This is a genomic window from Acinetobacter sp. WCHAc060006 (assembly GCF_004209135.1).
GTDB lineage: Bacteria > Pseudomonadota > Gammaproteobacteria > Pseudomonadales > Moraxellaceae > Acinetobacter > Acinetobacter cumulans.
This window is the reverse complement of record NZ_SGSS01000006.1, coordinates 115443-133020: the sequence shown is the minus strand read 5'-3', so window position 1 is coordinate 133020 and position 17578 is coordinate 115443. Positions and strand designations below refer to the sequence as shown.

The 17578-nt window shown below is 41.9% G+C and carries 17 protein-coding genes; 8 read left to right on the top strand and 9 right to left on the bottom strand.

Translation table 11 applies throughout. The features are described from left to right. Positions 1-241 precede the first annotated feature (241 nt). Entirely contained in the window at positions 242-1009 is a 768-nt protein-coding gene (locus EXE29_RS05640) for a hypothetical protein (protein WP_106984224.1), read from the top strand. Between the two features lie 133 nt (positions 1010-1142). Here EXE29_RS05640 and EXE29_RS05635 read toward each other — a convergent pair whose 3' ends face one another. Further along, positions 1143-1793, bottom strand: coding sequence for a response regulator (locus EXE29_RS05635; protein WP_106984223.1), 651 nt, complete (start codon positions 1791-1793; stop codon positions 1143-1145). Between the two features lie 374 nt (positions 1794-2167). Here EXE29_RS05635 and msuE point away from each other — a divergent pair, with 374 nt between their 5' ends. Together msuE and sfnG are read left to right on the top strand one after the other, a co-directional pair. Then, on the top strand, positions 2168-2899 hold the full coding sequence (gene msuE, locus EXE29_RS05630; protein ID WP_120364069.1) for an FMN reductase: 732 nt from the start codon (positions 2168-2170) through the stop codon (positions 2897-2899). A 27-nt stretch (positions 2900-2926) separates the two neighbouring features. Next, positions 2927-4036, top strand: a complete 1110-nt coding sequence (gene sfnG / locus EXE29_RS05625) for a dimethylsulfone monooxygenase SfnG (protein ID WP_120364070.1) — start codon at positions 2927-2929, stop codon at positions 4034-4036. A 92-nt stretch (positions 4037-4128) separates the two neighbouring features. On the opposite strand, the gene EXE29_RS05620 is transcribed toward sfnG, so the two are convergent. Continuing rightward, entirely contained in the window at positions 4129-4329 is a 201-nt protein-coding gene (locus EXE29_RS05620; protein WP_120364071.1) for a hypothetical protein, read from the bottom strand. Between the two features lie 157 nt (positions 4330-4486). On the opposite strand from EXE29_RS05620, the gene EXE29_RS05615 reads away from it, so the two are divergent. After that, positions 4487-5101 (top strand): riboflavin synthase subunit alpha, encoded by a 615-nt coding sequence (locus tag EXE29_RS05615; protein WP_120364072.1) that lies wholly within the window; start codon positions 4487-4489, stop codon positions 5099-5101. 78 nt (positions 5102-5179) lie between these two features. Here the strand turns inward: EXE29_RS05615 and EXE29_RS05610 are convergent, their stop codons facing one another. Together EXE29_RS05610 and acs are read right to left on the bottom strand one after the other, a co-directional pair. Continuing rightward, the gene (locus EXE29_RS05610) at positions 5180-6358 is read right to left on the bottom strand and encodes an acyl-CoA dehydrogenase family protein (RefSeq protein WP_120364073.1); all 1179 of its coding nucleotides are present in this window, start codon (positions 6356-6358) and stop codon (positions 5180-5182) included. A 198-nt stretch (positions 6359-6556) separates the two neighbouring features. Then, entirely contained in the window at positions 6557-8500 is a 1944-nt protein-coding gene (gene acs / locus EXE29_RS05605) for an acetate--CoA ligase (RefSeq protein WP_120364074.1), read from the bottom strand. Between the two features lie 324 nt (positions 8501-8824). Here acs and EXE29_RS05600 point away from each other — a divergent pair, with 324 nt between their 5' ends. Then, a complete protein-coding gene (locus EXE29_RS05600) occupies positions 8825-9406 on the top strand; it encodes a DUF805 domain-containing protein (RefSeq protein WP_117006582.1) in 582 nt (193 codons plus the stop codon). A gap of 109 nt (positions 9407-9515) precedes the next feature. Further along, a complete protein-coding gene (locus tag EXE29_RS05595; RefSeq protein ID WP_117006581.1) occupies positions 9516-10481 on the top strand; it encodes a mechanosensitive ion channel family protein in 966 nt (321 codons plus the stop codon). Here EXE29_RS05595 and EXE29_RS05590 read toward each other — a convergent pair. The 5 genes from EXE29_RS05590 to prfB form a co-directional block, all read right to left on the bottom strand. Next, entirely contained in the window at positions 10467-11177 is a 711-nt protein-coding gene (locus EXE29_RS05590) for a 16S rRNA (uracil(1498)-N(3))-methyltransferase (protein ID WP_120364075.1), read from the bottom strand. The genes EXE29_RS05595 and EXE29_RS05590 overlap by 15 nt on opposite strands. A 222-nt stretch (positions 11178-11399) precedes the next feature. Beyond that, entirely contained in the window at positions 11400-12680 is a 1281-nt protein-coding gene (locus EXE29_RS05585; protein ID WP_120364076.1) for a 3-deoxy-D-manno-octulosonic acid transferase, read from the bottom strand. Between the two features lie 104 nt (positions 12681-12784). Beyond that, positions 12785-13873 carry an alkene reductase gene (locus EXE29_RS05580; RefSeq protein WP_120364077.1) on the bottom strand — a complete coding sequence of 363 codons (1089 nt, stop codon included), beginning with the start codon at positions 13871-13873 and terminating at the stop codon, positions 12785-12787. A 43-nt stretch (positions 13874-13916) separates the two neighbouring features. Next, on the bottom strand, positions 13917-14216 hold the full coding sequence (locus EXE29_RS05575; RefSeq protein ID WP_106984211.1) for an ArsR/SmtB family transcription factor: 300 nt from the start codon (positions 14214-14216) through the stop codon (positions 13917-13919). Positions 14217-14371: 155 nt separating this feature from the next. Further along, a protein-coding gene (gene prfB / locus EXE29_RS05570; protein WP_106984210.1) for a peptide chain release factor 2 occupies positions 14372-15467 on the bottom strand; the annotation gives its coding sequence in 2 pieces (ribosomal slippage) (positions 14372-15394 and positions 15396-15467; 1095 coding nt in all). A gap of 183 nt (positions 15468-15650) precedes the next feature. Here prfB and EXE29_RS05565 point away from each other — a divergent pair. Further along, on the top strand, positions 15651-16451 hold the full coding sequence (locus tag EXE29_RS05565; RefSeq protein ID WP_117006577.1) for a putative porin: 801 nt from the start codon (positions 15651-15653) through the stop codon (positions 16449-16451). 324 nt (positions 16452-16775) lie between these two features. Further along, positions 16776-17561, top strand: a complete 786-nt coding sequence (locus EXE29_RS05560; RefSeq protein WP_120364078.1) for a putative porin — start codon at positions 16776-16778, stop codon at positions 17559-17561. The last annotated feature ends 17 nt before the right edge of the window (positions 17562-17578 follow it).

Here is a 17578-nt window from a genome sequence, read left to right as displayed (position 1 = left end):
ATCAAAATCAATTTGCCTATGGCGAAATATAACTTCATTTTAAGTGAACAGTTGTACACTTACTTACAATTTTTTAAGTGATTGTTTAAGCAATTATTTTTTGTACATTTTGTTATTTTTAATACTTTAGTCGTATTTTTTTTAAACAATAAAAAGCTCAAAACACAAGTAAACAACGGCCTCATTTTTTGCTCACTGTTCTGCTTAATATCAGGCTCATCCCATTCAGAGGAATTTCGCTATGGACATGTCCAAAGATCTAACACAAGGTTTAGCCCAAACCCAGCAATTTCATCGCCAATACGGTGCCAATGCACTACTCCCCGAAATTAGCTGGACTGAAGTTTTTGATCACAGCAGCTTAGCACCAGAACAAGTACAAGCACTTGAAGTGCTGTATCAAAGTGCTGTTCCCCTAGCACTACAAGTATTTGAAGAACTTAATTTTGATGTATTTACACCGGCTGCCTATAAACCACAAGGTTTAGGTTTGTTTGATCGTTTGGCCGAGCAAGAACAAGCGCTGTTAGCACGCTTACAGGCCGAATCAAAACATTTACCTACAGCAGTACATCATCAAATTTGGAGTATGTTACTGCGTGGTGGTGCCGTATTGGTGTTTAAAGCATGGCTGGGCAAAGTTAAAACTGGCCTTAACCAAATAGATACCACACAGTTTGATGAATTATCTGACTTACTGTTTATTAAGACTTCGCCTTTTGAGTTGGCGGGCTATTTAGATGTCGATATTAATTCCAAACAAGACCATATTTTCCTCATGCAAGGCCAAGATGTTTATCTTGATCGTTTTAATAGCCTCGAAACGGCCGCACTCTTTGTAGACTTGGGGGTATATGATGCAGCCTTCTTAAGCCTACGCGATGACCATGTGGCGGCTTACTTAAAAAGTAAAGGCTATGTGACCGATGAACAAATTGAAGAACTGCAATGTGCCTTAAATCCACTGTTTTGTACCGACTTAAATCCAAAACAAAATTATGTGGTTTAAGCGAGCCCTGATTTATAGCTCGCTATGGCAAACTAAAGCGATAAAAAAAGACCTCGGATGAGGTCTTTTTTTATCAGTGCCTTGTTGGCTACATGTGCGAAAGTACGCGCACGCTTCACACCATCAAACAGCCTTACATTTTTTTATCTTCAATATTTAACGCATTAATAGCCAATACCGCTTGAGTACGATTTTGTACCCCCAATTTACGGAAAATCGCTGTCACATGCGCTTTAATGGTCGCTTCTGAAACATCGAGCTCATAGGCAATTTGTTTGTTGAGCAAACCTTCTGCCACCATCATCAGTACACGGAACTGTTGAGGCGTCAGGGATTGAATACGTTCTGCTAATGCGGTTTCATCTGCCGCACGCGGGTCAAATGCAGTACTACTTGGCAAGTTTGGCGGTAACCAGATATCACCTTCCAAAACTTGACGAATTGCTTCACCAATATGGCTTGGATGCGCTGATTTTGGAATATAACCCATTGCACCATGTGCAATCGCACGATGAATAATCGAAGATTCTTCATGTGCAGAGACCACGATAATTGGAATTGCTGGATACTGTGCACGGACATGCACCAAAGCAGAAAAACCTGAAGCACCGGGTAAATTTAAATCCAGTAAAACAAGATCTGGCTCTGCGCCACTTTCTAAACGTTCATAAAATTCATTGACTGCAGCAGTCTCATGAATTTGAGCCTGCGGTAGACTATAACGAACAGCCTGAATTAAAGCATGACGAAACAATGGGTGATCATCAACGATTAAAATATTCATAAGCAGCGTGAGAGATCTTGTGCACAATAGCCCTATTCTAACCACACAAGCTCTATTTAGGATATGCAGGAACTCACTATTTTTAAAAGAATATGCTTTTTTTCACCTGAATTTATCTACTTTTCTTCAATTTCTCTAAATCTGCATTTCTAATCTTTTTTTTTATAAATTTTATCAAGCACATGAAAATACTTAGTAGCTAAAAATATAAATTTAAATTTCAACTAATTAATAGGTATTTATCTGGCTATAAATACCATAAAAACTTATATCTCAAAAACAGATAACTTTTCGTCTTTTCCTTATTTTACAGAAATTAGCCTGATCGGCCTTAATGATTGTTATTCCGAGCTAACCCATTTTCAGGTTAAAAAATGTCAAATGTAAATCTACAAAAACCACTCAATATTGTTGCTGTATCAGGTGGTCTCAATAATCCTTCAAAAACTGAAGCTTTGGTTCAAGCGATTTTAGATGAACTGGCAGATGCTACACCAATCAATGTGCACTTTATTAAATTTAGTGAAATTGGCCAATTATTGGGTGGCGCAATTTACCGTAATCAATTGCCCCAACGTGTGCAAGATGACTTGGCTGCGGTAGAAGCTGCTGATGCGCTGATTGTGGGTACACCAGTTTATCGCGCTTCATTTACAGGATTATTCAAACACTTCTTTGACTTTGTAGAACAAACTGCATTGGTCGATGTACCTGTATTGCTGGTAGCATCTGGCGGTTCAGAGCGTCATGCTTTGGTACTCGAACACCAGTTACGTCCATTGTTTAGCTTCTTCCAAGCACAGACACTGCCAATTGGTGTGTATGCAACAGATCGCGACTTCACGCCTGAATACACCATTCATAGCGAATTACTGCGCGAGCGTATTACCTTAGCCGTAGCACGTGCTTTACCTGTACTTGAGTGGGCACCTGCCAAAGGTCTTCGTGCTGAAGCCGTTAAAGAAAAATCTCAACAAGCCAATCAGAACTTAGGTATTAACAAACAAATTGAACAAGCCGAAGTTCTGCCTTCAGCTGCTGTTCCAAGTTTAGATGCTGCTGAAGCGCGCTTACATCATAAAAAACCAAAGACACACGTCGCTTAATCTTGAGCTCATTCGAGGGTATATGCCATGTCAAAGAATAATCAGAACATCACATTTGCATACTGGGTTCCCAATGTAAGCGGTGGCTTAGTGGTGAGCCAAATTGAACAACGCACCGATTGGAGCTATGACTACAACGTGCGCTTAGCGCAAGCCGCTGAAAAAAGTGGCTTCGATTATGCCTTAACGCAAATCCGCTTTACAGCTGGCTACAATGCAGAAAATCAGCATGAGTCTGTGAGTTTTAGTCATGGCATATTGGCGAAAACCGAGCGCCTCAAAGTGATTGCCGCGATTTTACCCGGTCCATGGAAACCCGCGCTGGCCGCGAAACAGCTGGCAACCATTGATCATCTCACTAATGGCCGTATTGCCATTAATGTGGTGAGTGGTTGGTTCCGTGGCGAGTTTGATGCAATTGGTGAAGAATGGCCTGAACACGATCAGCGCTATGCACGCTCAGAAGAATTGATTCGTAGTTTAAAAGGCATTTGGACACAAAATAACTTTAGTTTTGATGGCAAGTACTATCAATTTAAAGACTATACCTTGAGCCCAAAACCACTACAAAAACCACATATTGAAATTTTCCAAGGTGGTAGTTCACGTGCAGCCCGCGATATGGCTTCACGGGTATCAGATTGGTACTTTACCAATGGCAACACCCCTGAAGAGCTGAAAAAACAAATTGATGATATCCGTGAAAAAGCCAAAGCCAACAACCATCAAGTCAAAATTGGTGTGAACGCTTTTATTATTGCCCGCGATACTGAAGAAGAAGCAAAAGCTGTCTTGCAAGAAATCATTGATAAAGCCAATGTTGAAGCAGTGAATGCCTTTGGTGATGCCACCCGTGAGGCAGGTGCGGCCACTCAAGAAGGCGAAGGCAACTGGGCCAAATCAACTTTTGAAGATTTAGTTCAGTACAACGATGGTTTCCGTACCAATTTAATCGGTACTCCACAACAAATTGCCGAACGTATTGTGGAACTTAAAAGTGTAGGCGTAGATTTAATCTTATCGGGCTTTTTACACTTTATTGAAGAAGTCGAATACTTCGGTGAAAAAGTATTGCCATTGGTCCGCGAGTTGGAAGCACAGCAGCAAATTCCAGCAAAGGCGGTCTCAGTCGCTTAGCAAACTCAACACACCCTAATAACGACTATAATTTTGGCAATTGTGATTTGTTCCTCCAAGGCTCGGCTTGGAGGATTTTTTATTGCGCACTTTTATTTATTTGCACTGTGTTTTGAATCGTCACAGGCCTGTTTTAAGCCTTGCATTGCATCTGGTGCCATTGGTGCAGTCATCATGCCACGGTAGTTCATACAGGCTTGGCTTTCTTGCATCACTTGAGGCTGAGAACTGGCACAGCCATAAATGAGCATCGCAGTACAACTCAAAAACAACATCTGAAATAGCTTGTTCATCTTCAACTCCCCAAATAGTTGGCTTTCGAAGTGTATACCGCCCTACTGTGCTGGCCTATTTTAAAACCGTAAAATTTCCGCACAATTTTCAACACCAAAGCCACAAAATCCATTTACACTTAAAACGCTACACATTCAGCTCAAAGGAAATCTGCAGATGTACACAGGCATTGTTCAAGGCTTAGAAAAAATTCTAGACATCCGCCAAGGGGATGGCTTTATTACATTGGTCGTTTCCAATGATCACAATTTTTTCCATGATGTTTTTATCGGTGCCAGTGTTGCCCTGAATGGGACATGCCTGACTGCAACGCAGATCGATTTAGCTGCCAATCAAGTGCATTTTGATGTTTCAAATTTAACGCTTAGCTTAACGACTTTAGGAAGTCTCAAAACTGGCGATGAAGTCAATATTGAACGCTCTGCCAAAGTGGGGGCTGAAAATGGTGGCCATAATCTGTATGGACATATTGAAGGCATGGCTACGGTGAAGCAGCTGAGTCGTACAGGTGATACCGTGCATATTGATATTGAAATTCCACAAGGCAATATCAAATACTTTTTCTTAAAAGGCTTTATTGGCCTCAATGGTTGTAGCCTCACCGTCAACCGTGTAGACCGTGATGCCTCAGAAATATCCATTGATTTGATTCCTGAAACACTACGCCTCACCACATGGCAAAATGTCAAAGCTGGCGATGCTGTGAACTACGAAATTGATCAAACCACGCGTACATTAGTCGATACCTTAGAAAATATTCATCGTCGATAAACCTAGGTATCACTTCATTTTTACAATGCAAAATTAAAAAAAAGGGCTTCAATGAAGCCCTTTTTTGCATAGCAACGTTTAAGAATAAAAGCTTGGATCGGGTACTTTGCCTGTTAGTACCCACTCACCAATTTCCTGATATTTATAATCAATGGGATCATGCAAAGTTTGTGTACGTACATTACGCCAAAAACGGTCTAAATTCAGTTTGGCTGTGGTCGCACGTGCGCCCATCACTTGGAAAATATTCTGGGTAATATTTAACGATGCATTGGTGGCTGCAATTTTTGCCGTGGCGATCGCAACAGACACTTGACCACGCTGTGCTGCTGTTAAGTTTTCACCTACATCCCAAGCCACTTGCAATTGATCAATCGCTTTGTGTGCCAGCAAACGTACACTTTCGAGCTGTACATAAAAATCAGCAAAGTGTTTTTGGGTATACGGATCATTCACCGCATTTTCAGCTAAAGATTTTGACCATGCCTTTTGCGTTTGCACGGTCTCTATTGCGGTTTGATATGCACCTTCTGCTACACCCAAAAATAAATGCACAAAGATCAGCTGTGCAATCAGTGGACGTAGGCTGGAATACGGCGTACTGAGTGGCCCTGGATTTAACAACAACTCACTTTCATGAATTTTCACTTGTTCAAAATGGCTGGTGCCACTATCCGTTTGGCGCTGGCCCATATTGTTCCAATCACCTAAAAAGCTCACGCCTTCACGTGCTGTTGGAATTACCCCAATCAACAATTTTCCTGCATCGTTATAACCCGAGCAGAGTAAAATGTCAGAATCGATAGAGCCTGAACAAAAGCTTTTATCGCCCTGAAAGACGTATTCTTCTGGCGCAGTTTTTACCGCGGTTGTACGACGGTCTAAAGGGTTTAAAGTATTGCCCCAAAACAAATTTTTCGCAGCCGTTTGTTTAAACCATGCGCCATATTGCTCAGGCTGGGCAAAGAGCTGCACCGTGGCAATCAATAAGTGATGAAAGCCATACACATGCGCCAAAGAACTATCAACACGAGCAATGGTTTGTATGGTTTTAAAAATCTGTTGCCAGCCAGCATCTTGGCCACCATATTCACGTGGAATAGACAACGATAACAAACCACTTTGACGGATTAAATCACGCTCATGCTTTGGGTTTCCGCCCTGCTTATCACGTGCCGCCGCTGTTTTTGCAAACTCATCAGCAAGTTGTTGTGCGATCTGTAGGGGATCTTCCGACAAAGGCGTTGAAGCATTCATATTATTCAAATCTAATGTTCTCGTTCTATTCAAGCTTAACAGAGCACTTAGGCCTGATTTATATCAATGCCTGCTGTACTTATTCTAAAATTAAAAATGCTGCCATGACGGCAGCATTTTTCTAATCTCCCCAATTCAGTGTTCGTTGCCATGACTGAGTCAGAATTAAAGCTAAAAGCAAAAATTCGCTTTTATCGCTTAGCCTTTAGATTGAACCTCAGCAATCAACTGATCCACCACAGCAGGATCCGCCAGCGTCGAAGTATCGCCTAAGCTATCTAACTCATTGGCTGCAATTTTTCTGAGAATACGGCGCATGATTTTGCCCGAACGGGTTTTAGGCAAAGCTGGTGCCCAATATAAAGCATCAGGTGTCGCGACAGGGCCCAGTATTTTACGTACCCAAGCCACCAACGCTTTACGTAGTTCCTCTGACTCAGTCGCATCTGCCTGTAAGGTCACAAAGGCACAAATCCCCTGTCCTTTAATGTCATGAGGCATGCCCACTACAGCTGATTCCGCAACCAATTCATGTGCCACCAAAGCACTTTCTATTTCTGCTGTACCCAATCGATGCCCTGAGACATTGAGTACATCATCCACCCGCCCTGTAATCCAGTAATATCCATCTTCATCTCGGCGTGCACCATCGCCAGTAAAATAGGTGCCCGGATAAGTTGAAAAATACGCCTCAATAAAACGCGCAGGATCACCCCAAATGGTACGCATTTGCCCTGGCCATGAATCCTTAATCACTAAATTGCCTTCAACTGCACCTTCTAGCTCTTTACCTTCCGCATCCACAATAGCAGGTTGTACACCAAAGAATGGCCGTGTTGCTGAACCAGGTTTCAAGTCGGTTGCACCAGGCAAAGGTGTAATCATGAAACCACCTGTTTCAGTCTGCCACCATGTGTCCACAATTGGGCATCGGCTTTCACCCACTACCGTGTAGTACCAATTCCAAGCTTCAGGGTTAATTGGCTCACCCACTGAACCCAGTAAACGTAAACTACTGCGGTCACTTTCGCGTACAAAGGCATCGCCTTCACGCATCATGGCACGAATGGCCGTAGGCGCTGTATATAAAATCGTGACATTGTGCTTATCAATTAAATGCCCTGTACGCGCCCATGTTGGGTACTGAGGTACACCCTCAAACATGACTGTGGTTGTACCATTCGATAATGGACCATACAACACATAGGAATGCCCTGTGATCCAGCCCACATCAGCCGTACACCAAAATACATCGTCTTGTTTAAGGTCAAAGACTTCACGGAAAGTGGTGTTTACATAAGTTAAATAGCCACCTGTGGTATGTAAAACCCCTTTTGGTTTTCCTGTAGAGCCCGAGGTATATAAAATAAATAGCGGATCTTCGGCATTCATTGGCTCTGGTGGGCAAATGTCATTCACCGACATAATTTCCATGTGATACCACAAATCACGCTCGGGCTTCATGTCAATCGGATTACCTGTACGGTGTACCACCATTACGTGTTCAACCGAGGACGTCCCATCAATGCGCAAAGCCTCATCCACATTTTCTTTTAAAGGAATGGGTTTCCCGCCACGCATACCACAGTCAGCAGTAATGACCATTTTGGCTTGACTGTCTTCAATACGGCTGGCCAACGAATCTGGAGAAAAGCCACCAAATACCACACAGTGCACTGCACCGATACGGGTACATGCCAGCATCGCAATGGCTGCTTCTGGCACCATTGGCATATATAACACCACGCGATCGCCTTTACCCACGCCATGTTTTTTTAGCACATTTGCAAAACGGCAAGTTTCATCATGTAATTCTTCAAAAGAAATAATTTTATGCCGTGAAGGATGATCGCCTTCCCAAATAATTGCAGGCTTATGCGGATGCTCTTTTAAATGCCGATCCAAGCAATTAGCACTAACATTTAATTGACCATCGGCAAACCATTCGATTTTAAAATCATCTTGCGCAAAGCTGGTATTTTTTACTTGGCTAAAGGGTTTTATCCAGTCTAAACGCTGCGCTTGTTCTGCCCAAAAAACCTCAGGTTGCTCAATAGATTGTTGATAGCGCTTAAAGTACTCAGCCTCGGTGACACGAGCGGTTTTTTTAAAACTTTCAGGTACAGGATATCTTTCTTTCATATTTTACTTCCTTGCTCTTATGCATCTCATCACGAGATGTGCTGCCATTTTTTTGCTGTTATTCATGGTTCTTTATGCAGTATTGCGCTTATTTTTTGTACTGATCAATCATGCTTTGGTCGCAGCCTGATACTTTCATTTAAACCATAAGCAGGCTGCTAAATTCAACAATTTTCGATCTGATTTTCATATCTCAGCAGTCAAATTACTTTTATAATACGGCTGAAATTGCATGTTTTTTTTAGTGAATGAGTTCGTATCTTCACAGTATATTCATGTCTTAATTCTGAATTTCATTTATATTGCTAACGACTGGCACAGCCCATGAATCCACAAGAATCTTCACCATTTTTCTCACGTAATCCTCAGCCTACACCAGACAATCCATTGTCGTTTAATGGTCGCTTTGGACGTCTGAGTTTTATTGGTTGGTATACCTTCTTTCATATTGTGATGTTCTTCATTGGTTTTGGCCTCACCTTATTTACCGGTGTAATTAACCTGACCAGCTTGAATGTAGACAGCCAACTGCTTCAAACATTCGCCAGTGCTACAGGGCTGAGTTATACCCTGCTACTGTTGGTCTACCTGTATTTTAGTATGGTGCTGATTAGTCGCCGCTTACATGATCTAAATAAATCAGGTTGGTGGATGCTCTTGTTCTTTATACCTGTGCTAAATGTTCTTTTTATTCTTTATCTTTTATTTGCTGCAGGTAATACCCACCCGAACCAATATGGCTGGCCGCGTCCAAGTGCAGTCTGGGAAAAAATTCTGGCATGGCTGATGATTATTTTGACGGTGCTAAGTATCTTGGCAACGGGCAGTCTGGTGTCATTTATGATGGGCTCTGGTCAAATTGAAACACCACAAGAAGTGATTCAAAAAGGCACTGCATATTTTTAAGTCAACTACAAACCTTGAGCAAAACAACACAGAATACCTTGCATTTTTCAGTTAAGTTCTTGCTCAATTTAAGGCAAAATACAGAAAACTTTTATCAATCGGAATATTCGTGGCCGAACAAACAAATGGCTTGGGTAATGTTGCTCAAGACACAACACAGCTTCTACAAGAAGCAACAGAAAAGACGGCGCAAACCGTGTTGCAACACACTGCAAAATACAATGATGCCTATAGCACCATCGATAAGTTTGTCGATGGTTTCTGGGAACGTGTCCCATATATTTGTATTGCATTGTTTGTATTTACAATCTTTTATTTACTCTCAAAACTGTTCAAGTTATTTGTCCGTAAAGCCCTCTCTGAACGTTCTTATACAAAACAAAACTTGGTTTTGGTACTAAACCGTGTGGGCACCTCGGCCATTATCTTTATTGGCTTTTTAATTGCCATGGTCATTGCCATTCCAGGCTTTACACCAGGTCAGCTGATGAGTGCTCTGGGTATTGGTTCTGTAGCCATCGGTTTTGCATTCAAAGATATTTTCCAAAACTTACTGTCTGGTATTTTAATTTTACTGGGCGAACCGTTCAAAATTGGCGATGACATTATTGTGTCTGGCATGGAAGGGACGGTTGAAGATATTCAAATTCGTGCAACCTTCCTACGCTCACCAGATGGTCGTCGTATTGTGATTCCAAACGCGACGGTATATACCAGTGCAGTAACCGTTAACACAGCTTATCAACGTCGTCGTTGTGAGTTTGTGGTGGGCATTGGCTATGAAGACGATATTCAAAAAGCCAAAAAAGTCATTTTAGGTATTCTAGACAAAAACACCGCAATTTTAAGCCAACCTGGTTTTGCGGTGAATGTAAATGCATTGGCTGACTTTTCGGTAAATTTGAATGTGCGTTGGTGGGTAGATACAACTGAAACCACAACGGCTGCATCTGTCAGTGAAGTTCAAGAACAAGTGATTGAAGCCTTCACACAACACGGCATTTCAATTCCTTACCCTGTACAGGAAGTGAAAGTTTTCCGTGGCGAAACTGAAGCGGTATCAGAGACTAAATAAACGCCCGAACACATAGGGAATAACCGTTTCTGTACGAATAATACGGTTGCCTAAGCTCACTGCTTGGCAACCGTTTTTTATGAGCAAATCAACCTCATAAGGGATAAATCCACCCTCTGGCCCAATAATAACTGTACAAGGATGATCAATCGCCACAGGCATCGCTTCTGTGACATAAGGATGAGCAACAAATGCAGGCCGATCTGCTGTAATCAGCGTAGGAAGTACATCTTCCACAAAAGGCTTAAAGCGCTTGTGCAGCTGAATTTGCGGGGCAATCGTATCACCAGCTTGCTCCAAGCCTAAATCAACATAATGACTTAACTGCTGTAAAAATGGCGTTTGCCAATAGCTTTTATCTACACGGTAACTGTGTAGCAAAATAATTTTTTCTACCCCCAACGTAACACTGTCCATAATTAAGCGACGCAGTACTTTAGGTCGTGGCAATGCCACAATCAAAGTCACAGGCAATTTGGCAGGTACAGCTTCTTCGTGTAAGGCTTTAAGCTGAATCTGCTGTTCAGACACATTCACTATTTGGGTTAAATAGCGTTTACCTTCACGAACCCCTACTTTTAAGGTATCGCCCACCTGCACATCTACATGCGTGCGTAAGTGTTCTAACTGGCATTTGGCAGTAATACTCCAAATTTCAGATGCGGTTTGACGTGGATCGAGAAGGACGAGATTCATATAAGCCTAAGATAAAAAAGCATGTTCAAAACAAAAAAAGGCAATGTAAATATTTGCCATCGAGGACGGCGACATGGATGTCGCCGGTGTGCCAAGATACAGGATGTATCTTCGGCATACACAGGATTTTTGCTCCTTTTAATCCTTTAAAAGTAGAACACACCTACGAATCGCATGTTCCAAAATCACCATCAAATCTGGCAGTGATTCTGCTACAGATACTTAAAGATACTGATCAATTACCGCAATATGCTTTGCTAAAGACCCTGTATTCTTCTGCATAATCCGCTGTGCTGCTGTATTTAAAGCCTGCGCCTGTTGTTCATTTTCAAGCAGTTCAGTTAACTGTTGAATAGCTTGATCAGCATCCTGCGCAACCAATACAGCATTCACCGCAACAAACTCATCTACAATGGTTTGAAAATTAAAATAGTTTTTACCCAAAACCGTCGGTACCTGCAGCGCAATCGGCTCTAAAATATTATGCCCACCCCCAGGTTCATTCAGCGACCCACCCACAAAGCAGGCTTGACTTAAAGCCAACCATTGCCAAAGCTCGCCCATACTATCGGCCAAATACACTTGCGTGTCAGACAGAATAGCCTGCCCTAGACTTCGGCGCTGCGTGCGCAATTCTAAAGTCTGTGCGACTGCAAAACCCTCATCAAAGCGTTCGGGATGACGTGGCACCACAATACAAAGCAGTTCGGGATGACGCTGCAAATACGGTTTTAATGCGGTTAAAAGGGTCTGTTCCTCAGGCGCATGTGTGCTGGCAATGGTCACAATTTTTCGGCCCACCAAAGACCAATCGGCTTTTAACTGTGTTGCCTGCTCAACAGCATGCTGTGGTGCATGAATATCAAATTTAATGCTTCCCACCACCTGACTGCTTTCAGCTTTTGCACCCAAGGCTATAAAGCGTTCTAGCGCCGCATGATCCTGCGCTAACAACTGATCCAGCCCCTGTAGCATAGGACGGGTTAAACTCGGTACTTTAGCGTAGCCCTTCGCCGACTTTTCGGATAAACGTGCATTAATCAATAAGCATGGCACGTGTAGCTGTTTGGCTTGATCAATCAAATTCGGCCACAACTCAGTTTCGACCAAAGCCAACAGTTTAGGCTGATATTTTTCAATAAAATGTTTAACCAAATACTTTTGGTCAGTAGGTAAATAAACCGCTTGAAATAGCGCTTCGTATGGCGCTTTTAAAAATAAAGATTTGGCACGGGCCTGCCCTGTTTTCGTGGTATTGGTGACTAAAACAGGATGTCCTTGTTTAAGATAATGTTCTATTAAAGGTTGTGCAGCGTTGGTTTCACCTACCGACACCACATGAAACCAAATCGCATGCAGATTTTTGACTGGCTGAAATGGGCCAAAACGCTCAAGGCATTCTTGCTGATACTGCGCATCATTGTCGGCACGCTTTTTAATACGTGAACGATACAAAGGCTTAATGATGGAAAGCGCTGCGTTATACCAAAAAGGAGTAGCCAAATAGAATGCTCTGATGCGGATAGTCACGCAGAATATAACAGAGCCGCATCAACTTGTTAATCGATGCGACTCAAATCTATTTGATTCGATAACAGCTCACGGATTTAGTTGTGTGCCTGACCTGCACCAAATTTATCCTGCAAACTTGGATAATCAATATAGCCTTCTGCTGTTTGCGAACCAATCATATTGTCAAAAACCAGTTCATTTAAAGGTGCATTTTGAACTAAACGTTCAAACAAATCAGGATTGGCAATATAGGCTTTACCAAAAGACACCGCATCTGCTTTCGATTTTTCAAGTAAATCAATCGCATCATCACGACTTAATTTCATATTCGCAATGTATGGCACACCGCCTGAACGCTGTTTTAAATATTCACTTATACTGTCATTTGCCAAATATTCACGAGTAAAGAAAAACGCGATCTTGCGCCGACCTAACTGTTCCAATGCATAACCAAAGGTTTCACGTGGATCATCATCACCCATATCATGCTCATCGCCACGCGGCGCTAGATGCACACCTACACGGCCTGAACCCCAAACTTCAATCAGTACATCAACAATCTCTAGCAACAAACGTGCACGGTTTTCGACAGGACCACCATATTCATCAGTACGAAGATTGGTTTTTGTTTGCAAGAACTGATCAATTAAATAACCGTTAGCACCATGTAGTTCCACACCGTCAAAACCCGCCTCTTTTGCACGTATGGCCGCTTGTTTAAACTGTTCAACAATCGCTTGAATTTCGGCAATTTCTAAGGCACGTGGTAATACATATTCACGTTTTGGACGCAATAGACTGACATGACCTGCTTGCTGTACAGCACTTGGCGCTACAGGCGTTTCGCCATTGAGTAAGTCAGGATGCGATACACGTCCCACATGCCAAAGCTGGGCCACGATTAAGCCACCTTGGTCATGCACGGCCTGAGTCACTTTCTTCCAGCCTTGTACTTGTGCATCATTAAATAGCCCTGGGGTATTTAAATAACCATTGGCTTCTTCTGAAATTACCGTCGCTTCAGAAATAATTAAACCCGCACTTGCACGTTGCGCATAGTACTGCGCCATCATATCGGTTGGCACACGGTCAGCAGTTGCGCGACTTCGGGTCAAAGGCGCCATCACCACACGGTTTTTAAGATGTAAATCGCCAAGAATTAAAGGAGTGTTAAATTCAGCCATTGTCGCCTCTTCACCCACGGATATTGAAATCGTTTTTTTGAGATCAAAGTGAGTTTTGTAAGTAATCAATATATTGCTGAATAAGCGCTTCATTGCGTGAAAAATACGACCATTGCCCGTATTTTTCTGCTTTGATTAAACCAGCCTGTTGCAGTACCGACAAATGATTAGACATAGTCGACTGCGAAACATTACCGAGTTTTTCAATATTGCCTGCACACACCCCGCGGTTAAAACCGCCACATTGTTCTTCAGACAAAAACTGCTCTGGAGATTTTAACCATTCCAGAATCTGCCTTCGGGTTGGGTTTGCCAGCGCTTTAAAAATTAAATCGATATCCATGATTCAGACCGGTTGAATGAATTCATAATAAAAGCAACGCAAAGCGTTATTCAGCTTCTACAACCAATATATCGTATTTTTTCGATTTTAATATCGATTTTTTTAGATATATTGTAAATAAACTGAAAACGCTTTGTTTTTAAATAAAATTTAAATTAAAGCCCTTGCTTCAAGCTAGCTTCAATAAACTTATCTAAATCGCCATCCAATACCGCACCTGTATTTGAGCTTTCTACACTGGTACGCAAATCTTTAATACGCGAGTCATCTAAAACGTAAGAACGGATTTGGCTACCCCAGCCAATATCAGACTTGGTATCTTCTAAAGCTTGTGCGGCATCGTTACGTTTTTTCATCTCTAATTCATAGAGTTTTGCACGTAATTGTTTCCAAGCATGGTCACGGTTGGCGTGCTGTGAACGTTGGTTCTGACATGCCACCACAATACCTGTTGGCGCATGCGTCAAACGTACCGCAGAGTCAGTTTTGTTAATGTGCTGACCGCCCGCGCCTGATGCACGGTAAGTATCTGTACGAACATCCGCAGGGTTAATATCAATTTCGATATTGTCATCCACTTCAGGCGAAACGAAAACTGCAGAGAATGAAGTATGACGACGGTTACCTGAGTCAAATGGTGACTTACGAACGAGACGGTGTACACCAGATTCAGTACGTAACCAACCGTATGCATACTCACCTTCTACACGGATCGTTGCAGATTTAATCCCTGCCACATCACCGTCTGATTCTTCCATCACTTCTGCTTTAAAGCCGTGACGTTCGATCCAACGTAAGTACATACGCAGTAACATAGACGCCCAGTCTTGTGCTTCCGTACCGCCAGAACCTGCTTGAATTTCGACATAACACGGGTTCGGGTCCATTGGATTACTGAACATACGACGGAATTCTAATTTCGCAAGCTCTTCTTCAGCAGTGGTTAATTCTGCTTGTACATCAACCAATAAGCTTTCATCTTCAGCTTCAACTGCCAAATCCAGCATGGCTTGTGCGTCATCTAATTGCTCAGACAAACCTTCAAGCACATTAATGACATTTTCAAGCTCGCCTTTTTCTTTGGCCATTGCTTGTGCGCGACTTTGGTCATTCCAAATCGCTGGGTCTTCTAATTCACGGAGAACTTCTTCTAAACGCTCTTTCTTTAGATCGTAGTCAAAGATACCCCCGTAGCGTTTGACCACGTTCGTTCAAGTCTTTTAGCTGGAGTAGATAAGGATTAATTTCCACGTGAATTCTCTCAAATCAAAATTTTGGCTTAAATAGCCCACAATTATAGCACAGACCGTTTATGCAATTTCAGCCCAGTCATGCGAATCATCGATTGACTTTGGCGCTCACTTTATAAACAATACGCACGCTTTTGAAGCATTTGCTGCACTTTTTTTACATACAAAACTAGGATAATAAATAATGAATAAATTATTCATCGCATTGGGTTTAATGGGTTTAGCAAGTACAAGCTTTGCTTATAATGGCCAAGTTGAAGGGGGCTATACATTCCGTGATTATGATAGCAATGCTGTAGATACTTCTGGCTTATTTGAACTAAAAGGCACTTTCTACTTCGACAATGTCAACGCGAAAGGCCCTTTAAATGAAGCAGCGTTCTTAGGCCATAACAGCAATGTTTATTTAGGCTATGCTTACGACTTCACCAAACTCAATACAATATTAGGCCAAACACCTAAAGATGAAACCAACCTTTTCAAAGCTGGTATTGAGTACTTTGTCGATCAATTTTATCTCAATGCTGAACTCGGTTATGGTCAAGAATCAGTTAAGCCACCGAAAAAAGACTATGATATTTTCACTTACCGCGCGCTTGCTGGTTATATGCCAATTTCAAACTTGCTCTTCGCTGCAGGGATTGATGGCTACAATACCGACCTTCCAAATTCTGATGACACTCGTTTTGCCATCCAAGCAAAATATGTAGCACCAGTAAGCAATGGCCAATCGATTAATCTAGAAGCTGGCGCTGAGTTTGGGGATATTGACGAAGTTCGTTTAGGTGCTGATTACTACATTAACCCTGCTCTAAGCCTAGGTGTGGGTTATGAATCTATCGACTACGGCAACAATACTGCTGATGAAGATACCTTCCTGATTCGTAGCAAATACTTCATCAATCCAAACTTTGCTGTGGGCGGCACAATTGGTTTTGGTGATGATCTAAACACCTACAATATCAATGCAACTTTACGCTTCTAATCTTCTAAATTTGCAATAAGATTGTATAAAAAAGACGCGTTTTTAGACGCGTCTTTTTTCTTAAACACACAAAAGAACCCCAACAATAAAGATTAAAAAACAAACAAAAACAATGAAATTCACAAAAAATCCTTAATTTTAATAAAACTAAACATTATATTTTTTATATTAATATTCAAAAAGATAGTGAACATATTTTACATAAAATTACCGTAGAAACATTTCTGTAACTTTCTAAAATTTGACGGGGCTGAAAATTTCTCTAGACTGAAACTTGTAACAAAAAATGTATTTATTAAGGCAAATTTCAGAGGGGTATGATCCATGAAAAAATTAGCACTTGCTTCAGCACTACTTTCAGTTGTTGTAATTACAGGTACTGCTCATGCATACCAAGCAGAAGTTGGCGCGTCAGCAGCCTATATTGATCCAGACAATGGTAGTTCAGGTAGCGAATTCGGTGTAAATGGTAAATATTACTTTAAGCCTGTTCAAACACGTAACGCACCACTTGCAGAAGCTGCGTTCCTTGACCGCGCAAGCAATGTTAATGCACATGCAACATTTGCAGATCGTGGTGATGTAGACGACAACACTTACGGCGCTGGCATTGAATACTTCGTGCCAAACTCTGACTTTTACTTAAGCGGTGACATCAGCCGTAATAATTTAGAAGTTAAAACACCACTTGGCAAACGTGACTTTGACACCACGTATTATGCAGCTGAAGTGGGTTACCTTCCAGCACCTGGTTTCTTAGTTGCTGCGGGTGTGAAAGGTTATGATAACGACAATGACAGCGGTGCAGATCCAACAATTCGTGCCAAATACGTAACAACACTAAGCAATGGTAAAGACATCAACTTAGAAGCTGGCGCGTCATTTGGTGACCTAGATGAATTTAATGTGAAAGCAGATTACTTCATCGACAAAACATTCAGTGTAGGTGCTGATTACTACAACAATGATCTTACTGATCAAAGCGAAGTAGGCATTAATGCACGTAAATTCATCAATCAACAAGTCAGCCTAGAAGGCCGTGTTGGGTTTGGTGAAGCTGGTAAAAATGATTACAACTCATTTGGCGTAGCAGCAAAATACCGCTTCTAATTCAAATTAGATTCTCC

What these genes read in the sequence shown, in the direction of transcription:
- EXE29_RS05640 (WP_106984224.1), top strand. Translation starts at nt 242, where the DNA reads ATGGACATGTCCAAAGATCTAACACAAGGTTTAGCCCAAACCCAGCAA.
- EXE29_RS05635 (WP_106984223.1), bottom strand. Translation starts at nt 1,793, where the DNA reads ATGAATATTTTAATCGTTGATGATCACCCATTGTTTCGTCATGCTTTA.
- msuE (WP_120364069.1), top strand. Translation starts at nt 2,168, where the DNA reads ATGTCAAATGTAAATCTACAAAAACCACTCAATATTGTTGCTGTATCA.
- sfnG (WP_120364070.1), top strand. Translation starts at nt 2,927, where the DNA reads ATGTCAAAGAATAATCAGAACATCACATTTGCATACTGGGTTCCCAAT.
- EXE29_RS05620 (WP_120364071.1), bottom strand. Translation starts at nt 4,329, where the DNA reads ATGAACAAGCTATTTCAGATGTTGTTTTTGAGTTGTACTGCGATGCTC.
- EXE29_RS05615 (WP_120364072.1), top strand. Translation starts at nt 4,487, where the DNA reads ATGTACACAGGCATTGTTCAAGGCTTAGAAAAAATTCTAGACATCCGC.
- EXE29_RS05610 (WP_120364073.1), bottom strand. Translation starts at nt 6,358, where the DNA reads ATGAATGCTTCAACGCCTTTGTCGGAAGATCCCCTACAGATCGCACAA.
- acs (WP_120364074.1), bottom strand. Translation starts at nt 8,500, where the DNA reads ATGAAAGAAAGATATCCTGTACCTGAAAGTTTTAAAAAAACCGCTCGT.
- EXE29_RS05600 (WP_117006582.1), top strand. Translation starts at nt 8,825, where the DNA reads ATGAATCCACAAGAATCTTCACCATTTTTCTCACGTAATCCTCAGCCT.
- EXE29_RS05590 (WP_120364075.1), bottom strand. Translation starts at nt 11,177, where the DNA reads ATGAATCTCGTCCTTCTCGATCCACGTCAAACCGCATCTGAAATTTGG.
- EXE29_RS05580 (WP_120364077.1), bottom strand. Translation starts at nt 13,873, where the DNA reads ATGGCTGAATTTAACACTCCTTTAATTCTTGGCGATTTACATCTTAAA.
- EXE29_RS05575 (WP_106984211.1), bottom strand. Translation starts at nt 14,216, where the DNA reads ATGGATATCGATTTAATTTTTAAAGCGCTGGCAAACCCAACCCGAAGG.
- EXE29_RS05565 (WP_117006577.1), top strand. Translation starts at nt 15,651, where the DNA reads ATGAATAAATTATTCATCGCATTGGGTTTAATGGGTTTAGCAAGTACA.
- EXE29_RS05560 (WP_120364078.1), top strand. Translation starts at nt 16,776, where the DNA reads ATGAAAAAATTAGCACTTGCTTCAGCACTACTTTCAGTTGTTGTAATT.